Origin of the sequence: Rhodosalinus sp. (assembly GCF_041685465.1) — a bacterium.
Taxonomy (GTDB): Bacteria; Pseudomonadota; Alphaproteobacteria; order Rhodobacterales; family Rhodobacteraceae; genus Rhodosalinus.
Genome location: NZ_JAWLFS010000122.1, coordinates 1 through 9,122 on the forward strand (window position 1 = coordinate 1; position 9,122 = coordinate 9,122).

10 protein-coding genes and 1 other RNA gene are annotated in these 9,122 nt (G+C 73.0%); 4 read left to right on the plus strand and 7 right to left on the minus strand.

The window, feature by feature from the left end; all coding sequences use genetic code 11:
* The 3 genes from ACESL7_RS09470 to ACESL7_RS09480 form a co-directional block, all read right to left on the minus strand.
* Nucleotides 1–519 (minus strand): prolipoprotein diacylglyceryl transferase family protein (locus ACESL7_RS09470; protein ID WP_372893078.1); only part of this gene is annotated, 519 nt, incomplete at its 3' end.
* A gap of 546 nt (nt 520–1,065) precedes the next feature.
* Entirely contained in the window at nt 1,066–1,536 is a 471-nt protein-coding gene (locus ACESL7_RS09475; RefSeq protein ID WP_372893079.1) for an acyl-CoA thioesterase, read from the minus strand.
* A gap of 39 nt (nt 1,537–1,575) precedes the next feature.
* Nucleotides 1,576–2,016: a cupin domain-containing protein gene (locus tag ACESL7_RS09480; RefSeq protein ID WP_372893080.1), complete on the minus strand. Its 441-nt coding sequence runs from the start codon at nt 2,014–2,016 to the stop codon at nt 1,576–1,578.
* Between the two features lie 228 nt (nt 2,017–2,244).
* Between ACESL7_RS09480 and ACESL7_RS09485 the strand changes: the two genes are divergently transcribed.
* Entirely contained in the window at nt 2,245–2,520 is a 276-nt protein-coding gene (locus ACESL7_RS09485; protein ID WP_372893081.1) for a glycine zipper 2TM domain-containing protein, read from the plus strand.
* 233 nt (nt 2,521–2,753) lie between these two features.
* Here ACESL7_RS09485 and eno read toward each other — a convergent pair whose 3' ends face one another.
* The 3 genes from eno to ACESL7_RS09500 form a co-directional block, all read right to left on the minus strand.
* Nucleotides 2,754–4,031 carry a phosphopyruvate hydratase gene (eno, locus tag ACESL7_RS09490; protein ID WP_372893082.1) on the minus strand — a complete coding sequence of 426 codons (1,278 nt, stop codon included), beginning with the start codon at nt 4,029–4,031 and terminating at the stop codon, nt 2,754–2,756.
* 89 nt (nt 4,032–4,120) lie between these two features.
* Nucleotides 4,121–5,038, minus strand: coding sequence for a DMT family transporter (locus ACESL7_RS09495; RefSeq protein WP_372893083.1), 918 nt, complete (start codon nt 5,036–5,038; stop codon nt 4,121–4,123).
* A gap of 101 nt (nt 5,039–5,139) precedes the next feature.
* On the minus strand, nt 5,140–6,327 hold the full coding sequence (locus ACESL7_RS09500; RefSeq protein WP_372893087.1) for a pyridoxal phosphate-dependent aminotransferase: 1,188 nt from the start codon (nt 6,325–6,327) through the stop codon (nt 5,140–5,142).
* 116 nt (nt 6,328–6,443) lie between these two features.
* Here ACESL7_RS09500 and ACESL7_RS09505 point away from each other — a divergent pair, with 116 nt between their 5' ends.
* Nucleotides 6,444–6,839 carry a VOC family protein gene (locus tag ACESL7_RS09505; RefSeq protein ID WP_372893084.1) on the plus strand — a complete coding sequence of 132 codons (396 nt, stop codon included), beginning with the start codon at nt 6,444–6,446 and terminating at the stop codon, nt 6,837–6,839.
* 313 nt (nt 6,840–7,152) lie between these two features.
* Here ACESL7_RS09505 and ACESL7_RS09510 read toward each other — a convergent pair whose 3' ends face one another.
* On the minus strand, nt 7,153–7,626 hold the full coding sequence (locus ACESL7_RS09510) for an MmcB family DNA repair protein (protein ID WP_372893085.1): 474 nt from the start codon (nt 7,624–7,626) through the stop codon (nt 7,153–7,155).
* Between the two features lie 92 nt (nt 7,627–7,718).
* Between ACESL7_RS09510 and ssrS the strand changes: the two genes are divergently transcribed.
* Nucleotides 7,719–7,874, plus strand: a non-coding RNA gene (ssrS, locus tag ACESL7_RS15420) — 6S RNA.
* A 444-nt stretch (nt 7,875–8,318) separates the two neighbouring features.
* Nucleotides 8,319–9,122, plus strand: an 804-nt coding sequence (locus ACESL7_RS09515; protein WP_372893086.1) for an ABC transporter transmembrane domain-containing protein, incomplete at its 3' end; no start/stop codon positions are given.

Genomic DNA, 9,122 nt, shown 5'->3' on the forward strand with positions numbered 1-9,122 from the left:
CCGGCAGGGTGGGCACCACGTCGCCCAGAGGTTGACGACAACCGGGCGTCCGTCCTCCGCGAAGGCGGCGAGCTCCACGGGCGGCCCCTCCGGCGCGGGCAGCACGAGGGGCGGCATCGCGATCTCGCGCTCGTCCCCGAGGTCGAGGAGAATCGCCTGCCAGACCACGACACCGGCCCAGAGCGCCGCGATCAGCGGAACGGGCCGTGTGCCGCGCAGGACCGCGGCCGCCCCGGCCGCCGCCACCGCGAGCCCGGCTCCCCAGGGGCTGAAGCCGCCCTGCCAGACCGCGACGACGCGGAGCGGTTCTGCCGCGAAACTCTCCCAGTGCTGCAGGACGTGCCCCAGCCGCGCGCCCAGGGCCCCTGCGAGCACGATCCACACCGAGCGCGTCGCAAGGCTCCGATCCTGCGCGACCCGGGCCAGACCCTCCGCGGCGAGCAGGAACGCCCCCATCCCCGCCACCGCCGCGAACCGCGGCAGGCTCAGGACGACGGGGCCGAGTTCGATGGCTGACATGGTTTCCGGTCCCGTGCGAATTCGGAGGGCAGGGCGCCCTCGCCAGAGGCGGTCGCGCCCGCCGCGACCGAGACATGCGCGTCGCCCTACGCGGCCATCGGCTGTCCGTCCAGCCCGCCTCTCCGAACAGCCCGGTGCGGCAGGTCAGTCGCCCTCGGCCACCGGCGACACGGTCCGGGGTCGGCCGATGTCGCGCAGGTCCCGACGGCGAGACCGCCGTCGCGCTGCTCCGGCCGAGGATCGACACCGACAGGATGCAGACGCCCCGACCACTTCGCCGAGACCGTGGCCGAGGACGCGCAGGCGGTCATGGTCCCCGACGGCGCAGGCTGGCGCTGCGCCAAGGCGCTCGCGGATCCGCCGAAGGTCAAGCCGCCGCCTCGTCGCCCCGGTGCACTCCGATCGAAAGGTCTGGCTCTGCGTTCGGGAACGCGTCCTGTCGCTGCGCGTCCCGGGAAGCTGCGGTGCCATCGTCGCCGCCGGACGCACCCGGTCTCTCTGACGTTCCCCCTCGATCCGGAAAGTCACCGGTTGCGCGTGCCGGCATCAACCCTCCGCCGCGCCGTCCACCTCGATGAAGCGGCGGCGCAACGCGTCCGGCAGGGCGAGCTTGCCCGAGCGGTCCGCCGCGATCAGCACGATCACGCAGCGGAAGCGCGCGGTGCAGCGGCCCTCGGACCAGAGCTCGCTCTCGAGCGTGAAGGAGGTGCGGCGAATCTCCGTGCAGCGCATGGCGACGACGTAATCCGGCTCCCCCCGCATCTCGGCGAGCCAGTCGATCTCGCCCCGGCGGATCACGGTGACATGCGGCGCCTCCGGCCCGACAACGCCCCGCTCGACGAAATAGCGGATGCGCGCCGTCTCGAACCAGACCATGTAGGCGGCGTTGTTGACGTGGCCGAGCTGATCCAGTTCGCCCCAGCGCACGCGGTCGGCGATGGCGAAGGGCCAGGGCGCGGGCAGGCCGGCGGCGGTCTGCTCCTCCGCCGAAAGGGGGGTGTGGTAGCGCAGCGTCATGGCCCGCTCGCTAGCCCGGCGGCGCGGAGGGTGCAAGCGTCAGCCCCGCGGGATGTCGAAGCCCGGGGCCGCGAGCTCGAAACCCTCGAAGCGGAAGCCGGGCGAGACCGTGCAGCCCATGAGCGCCCAGCCCGCACCCGCCGCCGTCGCCTGCCAGTGGTGCGCCGGCACGCGGATCTGCGGCCGCTCCCCGGCGAGCACCGCCGGCCCGAGCCGGTGGTCCTGCGCCGGCCCGTCCTCTGTCGCCGCGATCGAGAGCGTGGCCGGCGTGCCCGCGTAGAAATGCCAGATCTCGTCGGCGTCCACCCGGTGCCAGTGGCTGCGCTCGCCGGCCTTCAGCAGGAACCAGATGCAGGTGCCCGCCGGGCGCGCGCCCTCCGCCGCCTCCGCACGCCATGTCTCGCGGAACCACCCGCCCTCGGGGTGCGGCGCGAGGCCGAGAGTCTCGATGATCCGGTCCGGGTCCTGGGGATGGGGCATTGTCACCTCGTGTTGGTTGGGGCGTGCCCGTCGCGGGCGCTGGGCATGCTAGCCCGTGGCCGGGGGCGCGGCCAGCGCCGGCCGACGCTGGCGTGCCCGGAAGGTGCGCGGCCGCCCGGCCCGTCGCGACGGTGCGGAACGGCATGGTGCGACATGCGTTCCATCATTGCGTCCGGTTCGATACTGTGTCGATGTCGGGATCGAAATTTGGAACGAGGAGGTTTCGCGATGAGGACTTGGCTGATCGGCGCTATGGGCGCCGCGATCATGGCGCTGGGCGCCTGTGAGAACCTGACGAGCGAGCAGCGCACGGTCGCGGGGGCCGCCGGCGGCGCGGCGGGCGGGTTGATCGCCGCCGACGTCTTCGGGGCGGACGATGACTGGCGCCTGATCTCGGCGCTCGCTGGCGCGGCCGCCGGCACGGTCGTGGCGCAGAACCAGGAGACCGGGATGTGCGCCTATGCCCGTGGCGACGGGACCTACTACCGCGCGCCCTGCCAGTAAGGGGTACGCCCCCGCGGGTGACCGCGGGGGCGCACCTTGCTGCGAGCGCGGCCAGACGGTCAGCCGGGGTATCCTGGCTGAGCCAGATGTCCGTCATCCGGTCCGGCCCGTAGAGCCCGTCACCTCGCGCCCCCCGGCCCGGAGGTCAGCGGCCCGGATGCCCGGACGTGTCGCCGCCGGCGTGACGTGCAGGAGCGCCCCGCCGACGCGTGCGGCGAAGCGCGCCCGCTCCATCAGGCCCGGAGTACGCCGCGCCCGGCGTAGCGCGCCGCCGTCCCCAGCATCTCCTCGATGCGGATAAGCTGGTTGTATTTCGCGAGCCGGTCGGAGCGCGCCAGCGAGCCCGTCTTGATCTGTCCGCAGTTCGTCGCCACCGCGAGATCGGCGATGGTGGCGTCCTCCGTCTCGCCCGAGCGGTGGGACATGACGTTGGTCATGCCGGCGCGGTGCGCCATCTCCACGGCCGCGAGCGTCTCGGTCAGCGTGCCGATCTGGTTCACCTTCACGAGCATCGAGTTGCCGCAGCCGCGCGCGATCCCCTGGGCGAGACGGTCGGGGTTCGTCACGAAGAGGTCGTCGCCGACGAGTTGCACCGCGCCGCCGAGGCGCTCGGTGAGCAGCTTCCAGCCCTCCCAGTCGTCCTCGGCGCAGCCGTCCTCGATCGAGAGGATCGGGTAGTCGGCGCAGAGCGACGCGAGCCAGTCGACGTTCTCGGCCGGGGTGAGCGTCTTGCCCTCCCCGGACAGGACATAGCGGCCGTCCTTGAAGTATTCCGTCGAGGCGCAGTCGAGCGCGAGCTGGATGTCCTCGCCGGGGCGGTACCCCGCCGTCTCGATGGACGTCAGGATGAAGTCGAGCGCGTCCCGGGTGGAGTTCAGGTTCGGCGCGAAACCGCCCTCGTCGCCCACGCCGGTGGCGAGCCCGGCAGCCGAGAGCTCCTTCTTCAGCGTGTGGAAGACCTCCGCGCCCATGCGGATGCCCTCGCGCATGGTCTCGGCGGCGACGGGCATGATCATGAATTCCTGCACGTCGATCGGGTTGTCGGCGTGCTCGCCGCCGTTGACGATGTTCATCATCGGCACCGGCAGCACCCGCGCCTGGGCGCCGCCGACGTAGCGGAAGAGCGGCAGCGCCGTGGCTTCCGCCGCCGCCTTCGCCACGGCGAGCGAGACGCCGAGGATCGCGTTGGCGCCGAGGCGGCCCTTGTTCGGCGTGCCGTCGAGCTCGATCATCGTCTCGTCGATCTCCACCTGTTCGGTGGCGTCGAGCCCGACGAGCGCCTCGGCGATCTCGCCGTTGACCGCGGCCACGGCCTCCAGCACGCCCTTGCCGAGGTAGCGGCCCTTGTCGCCGTCCCGCCGCTCGACCGCTTCATGCGCGCCGGTGGACGCGCCCGAGGGCACCGCCGCGCGGCCCATCGCGCCGTCCTCCAGCGTCACGTCGACTTCGACGGTCGGGTTGCCCCGGCTGTCGAGGATCTCGCGCGCGTGGATGTCGATGATGGTCGTCATGGCCGCTGGCCTCCCGTCCCGTGTCCGATGCCGCGCGCCTCATACCGGTGCCGCGGCGGAACGGGAAGGGCGGCGGGCGATGTTTTCGCTCAGCGTGGTGCGGTGGCCCCCGGGCTCACCGGCCCGGCAGCGACGGCGCCGCGGCGCCGGCCGAGCCGCGCCTCGCGCCAGAGCGTGTAGAGGCCCGAGCCCACGATCAGCGCCGCACCGGCGAGCGTCGGGGCATCGGGCCGCTCGCCGAAAACGAGCACGCCGATCACCAGCGCGAAGACGAGCCGCGAATAGCGGAAGGGTGTGATCGCCGCGACCTCGCCCATGCGCATCGCCTGCGTGAGCGACCAGTAGCCCGCGACGCCGAGCACGACCGCCCCCGCGAGCATCCCGAGCGTCGCCCCCGAGGGAACGGTCGCGCCGCCCGTGAGCGCGAGGAGCACCGCGCCCGTCGGGATCAGCATGGAAAAGCCCCAGGCCGACAGCACCACCGAGGAGGTTGCCCGCGGCACCGCCCGCGTCGCCAGATCGCGCGTGGCCAGCCCCGCGACACCGAGAAGCGCGAAGAGCGAGGCGGGCTCGAAGGCCGCCGTGCCCGGACGGATCACGATCAGCACGCCGATGAACCCGGCGCCGATCGCGCTCCAGCGCCGCCAGCCCACCGGCTCGCGGAAGACCAGCGCCGCGCCCAGCGTCACGGCGAGCGGCATCGCCTGCAGGATCGCCGAGGCCGAGGACAGCGGCGTCAGCACGATCGCCGTGACGAAGCCGAAGGTGCCCGTGAGTTCGCCGAGATTGCGCAGGACCACCGCCCGCGACAGGAAGACCGGCGAGACGAGGCGCTCGTTCCGCATCGCCGCGAGCAGCGCGAAGCCGGCCGCGCCGCCCGCGCCGAGCATCATCAGGATCTGTCCGGGCGGCACGATGGCGCCCATCCACTTGACGAACATGTCCTCGATGGCGAAGGCGGCCATCGCCCCCACCATCAGCAGGATGCCTCTCAGGTTTTCCGCCATGTGCCGCGCCTCCGTGCCCGCCGTTACGCCCCTTCGCAAGTGAGGGAAAGGGCCGAGGTGGCCGGCGCGCCCTGCGTCCGCGCAGGGCCGCAGTGCGGCGATCAGGCGCTCGCGCCGGCGCGCGCGGCGGTCAAGGCAGCGAAGGTGGCGAGCGCCTCGAGCGCCTCGGCCAGCCGCGCGTCGTCGAGCGTCAGCGCAACGCGCAGGTGGCCGGCCGCGGCCGCGCCGAAGCTCTCGCCCGGCATCGCCGCGATGCGGTGCGCGTCGAGCAGTGCCTCGGCAAAGACCGTGCCGCTCATCCCGGTGGGCCGGATGTCGAGCATGGCGTACATCGCGCCCTGTGCCGGCAGCAGCCGCAGGCCCGGCCGCCCCGCGAGCACCCGCCGGGCAAGGTCGCGCCGCCGCCGGAAGGGGGCGGCGATCTCCGCTTCCAGAGCGGGGTCCGAGAGCGCGACGAGCCCCGCGTCCTGGATGAACCCCGGCAGGCCATAGGTCGTCACCGTGGCGAGGTCCGCCATCCGTGCGATCGCCGCCTCCGGCCCCACGATCCAGCCGAGGCGGGAGCCGGTCATCGCGTGGCTCTTCGAGAGCGAGCCCGCGACGAGCGTGCGTTCGGACATGCCCGGAAGGGCCCGCGGGCTCAGGTGCACGCCCTCCCAGACCTGCGTGTCGTAGACCTCGTCCGAGATCAGCCAGAGACCGCGGCGCCGGCAGAGCTCTGCGAGGCCCTCGAGCGTTGCACGGTCATAGACGGCGCCTGTCGGGTTGTTGGGCGTGTTGATCAGGAGCGTCCGCGCGCCTTCGGCCGCTGCCTCCACGTCGGGTGCGCGCGGCTGGAACCCGTCTTCCGGGCGCGTCGGCACAGTGACCGGCACGCCGCCCGCCGCGCGGATCGTGCCGGGGTAGGTGGCGTAATAGGGATCGAGGTGCAGCGCCCGGTCGCCCGGATCGAGCACCGCCATCTGCGCGGCAAAGAGCGCGGCCTGCCCGCCCGCGGTGATCAGAACGTTCTCCGCCCGGGTGGGCACGCCGGTGCGGGCTTCGACCCGTTCGGCGACCGCCGTGCGCAGCGCCGGCAGGCCGGGAGCGACCGTGTAGCCCGTGTGCCCCGCGGTCGCCGCGGCATGCATCGCGTCGAGGATCGGGCGCGGCGTGGGGCGGTCGTGCTCGCCCACCGTGAGGTCGAGCACCGATTGACCGGCCGCCTGCATGGCCCGGGCGCGGTGGAAGAGGTCCCATCCGTCGGAGCCGCCCTCGGTGATCCCCTCGATCCGCCGCGATAGCTGCATCATGCTCTCCCGTCATCTGCGCCGGTCAGAGGCACGCGCCCGATGGTGCTGTCAATCCCGGGCATGGCTTGACGACAGCGCGCCGCGAGACACGATAGAGTCCGAAGGAGGCCGCGATGCCCGCACGTCTGGAACATGTGAATGTCACCGTCTCGGACCCGCACGCCACCGCGGCGATGCTCGGGCGGCTTTTCGGCTGGCGCATCCGCTGGGAGGGGCCGGCGAAGCACGACGGGTATACCGTCCACGTCGGCGACGCGTTCGACTATCTCGCCGTCTACCGCGCGCCGGCGGACTACGAGGGCGCGGGCCAGCGCCCGCCCGTGGACAGCTACGCCACGCGCGGCGGGCTCAACCACGTCGCGATCGTCGTCGACGACCTCGACGCCGTGGAGGCACGGGTGCGGGCGGAGGGCTACACGCCCGAAAACCACGCCGATTACGAGCCGGGCCGCCGCTTCTATTTCCGCGACCGCGACGGGATCGAGTTCGAGGTCGTGAGCTACGCCTGACGCACGCGCACGGCGGCGCCGGCCCCCGGGATGCGGGCACCGGGGGCGCCGTCGCCCGCCGGTCGACGCGCGGCCGGCTGAGCCTCGGCCCGCGGCATCCTTTTGTCGGGCCGTTCCCGCCCGGCACTGCCGAGTGCTTTGCCGTGCCTCCCCGGCTCACCCCCCGGTCCGAACGTCCCGTGCCAATCCGGCGAGGGGCGTGACGCGCCGCGAGACGGCACCACTTGAGGCAGAGACCCGATGTGCCGGGCGGGCGGTGTCCTGCGGCGCCCGCTGGATGACACCCATCAGGGGGCCGACGTCTGCGACAGCCTTACCGCGGCGCCGAGTCCAGGGCAAGGCGAGCCCCGGGATCCCGCAGCGCCTGCAGGCGGCGGGCCGCGTGCATTGCGAAACGGCGCGTGACCGCCGCGCGCCGTGACGCGGCGAGGCGGGTCTCGGGCGCCATCCGCAGCATTTCGCCACCGTAGCCGTCGGCGACGATCACCCCGGTCTCCGCCGGCAGGAGGTCGAGAGGGAAATCCGCCCCGACCGCCCAGAAAAACCGGTCGCCCCACTCGGGATACCGGTGCCACTTGCGGTCGGAGACGAAATCGGCGCGCGAGGACTTGCACTCGACCACCCAGAGGTCGCCTTTCGGCCCGAGCGCCAGGAGATCGAGCCGCACGCCGCGGACGGGCACGAACTCTTCGACGCAAGCGAAGTCGAGGGTCGCGAGATGGCGTGCGGCGCCACGGGCGATCACCTGCCCGGGCGAGAGATCGGACGATGCGGTATCCTGGGGCATGCCGCTCTTCTGACGAACGACCGCAGGCGGCACAAGGAAAGCCTCACGCGCCCCTTGTCCGTGCGCCGTCACGGGGCTACCTGATTTCTCGACGGGCACTGCCGTTCGCGTAGACGGTTGCATTCCGGTGGCCTTAAGCAAATCCGAGGGAGCTGGCTCTGTCCGGGCCCTGGTCCGGTTACCTGGCGCCCACCTGTACACGCAGGTCCTCGGGAATGAGATAACCATACGGTTCCGGCGGTCCCGTCACACGCTGCACCTGATCGAACGGCGCGCCGCGCCGAGGATGCGGAATGCCCCGGACAGGGCAGGGCGATCCTGACCTGTCGCGCCCCGCCGGAAACGCCGGGCGATGTCCAGAGCCCGCCTTGTCCGATCGCCTCGAGGGGCAGCCGTCCGGGGGGGTGGTCGCCATCGGCCCGACCCCGAGCACGGGGCGACGGGGCCACGGGGGTGCGCGACAGGCGTGCGTTCCGGGCCGGGTCTGCTGATGGGTTTCGCCGGCCTTTGCCGCTCATGGTGTCGAGACCGGCGCCTGCGTTACGTCCGGGCGCCGATGGTGTCGCATTGATGTCCCCGTCCATGTCCCTCGGGTCACGCGGGCTGTCCTCCCGATGACGGGAACGCGGGTCGCATTGCGCGGGGCCGGTCAGGGACGCTACTTGCGGCGGGATCGGATTCGGACGTGGACGATGGCGGGCGACGACAGGTTGCGGAGACTGGAGGCGCGGGCGGGCGCCCCGCTGCGGGCGGGGGGCTGGCTTCTGGCCGTGGCAGGGACGCTCTGGCTCGTGCAGGCCTTCGCCGCCGCGCAGGCCGTCGCGGCGTGGATCGCCGGCGCGGGTGGCGCGGGCGTCGGATGGGCCGCGGGCTTCGTCGCCGCGGGGCTCCTGCGCGCGGGGCTCGAGCACGCGGGCGGTGGCCTTGTCCACCGCGCCGCCGACCGCGCCGTGGCGGAGGAACGCGCCGCGCTTCTGGCGCGCGAGGCGCGGCGGCCCGAGGGCGGGCCGGCCTCGGCCGAGGTCGCGGCGCTCGCCACGCAGAAGCTCGCGGCGCTGACGCCCTACCTGACACGCTACAAGCCCGCGATGCTGCGGGTGCGACTGATCCCGCCGCTCATCCTCCTGGCGAGCCTCTCGGTCTCCTGGGCGGTGGCGCTGGTCCTTCTCGTCGCGGGGCCGCTCATCCCGGTCTTCATGGCGCTCGTCGGCATGGCCGCGCGCGAGGCGAGCGAGAAGCAGATGGCCGAGATCGGCGACATGAACGCGCTGCTGATCGACCGCATCGCCGCGCTGCCCGACATCCGCCTGCTGGATGCCACCGCCCGCGCGGAGGCGGATTTCGCCGCGCGGGCGGAGGGGCTGCGCGCGCGCACCATGGCGGTGCTGCGGGTGGCCTTCCTGTCGTCCACGATTCTCGAGCTTTTCTCGGCGCTCGGCGTGGCGCTGGTGGCCGTCTACGTGGGCTTCACGCTGCTCGGCGAGATCGGCATCGGC

Excerpts from the sequence above, each read along its gene's own strand:
- ACESL7_RS09480 (WP_372893080.1), bottom strand. The coding sequence starts at position 2,016 with ATGCCCCATCCCCAGGACCCGGACCGGATCATCGAGACTCTCGGCCTC.
- ACESL7_RS09495 (WP_372893083.1), bottom strand. The coding sequence starts at position 5,038 with ATGGCGGAAAACCTGAGAGGCATCCTGCTGATGGTGGGGGCGATGGCC.
- ACESL7_RS09505 (WP_372893084.1), top strand. The coding sequence starts at position 6,444 with ATGCCCGCACGTCTGGAACATGTGAATGTCACCGTCTCGGACCCGCAC.
- ACESL7_RS09510 (WP_372893085.1), bottom strand. The coding sequence starts at position 7,626 with ATGCCCCAGGATACCGCATCGTCCGATCTCTCGCCCGGGCAGGTGATC.
- ACESL7_RS09500 (WP_372893087.1), bottom strand. The coding sequence starts at position 6,327 with ATGCAGCTATCGCGGCGGATCGAGGGGATCACCGAGGGCGGCTCCGAC.
- eno (WP_372893082.1), bottom strand. The coding sequence starts at position 4,031 with ATGACGACCATCATCGACATCCACGCGCGCGAGATCCTCGACAGCCGG.
- ACESL7_RS09475 (WP_372893079.1), bottom strand. The coding sequence starts at position 1,536 with ATGACGCTGCGCTACCACACCCCCCTTTCGGCGGAGGAGCAGACCGCC.
- ACESL7_RS09485 (WP_372893081.1), top strand. The coding sequence starts at position 2,245 with ATGAGGACTTGGCTGATCGGCGCTATGGGCGCCGCGATCATGGCGCTG.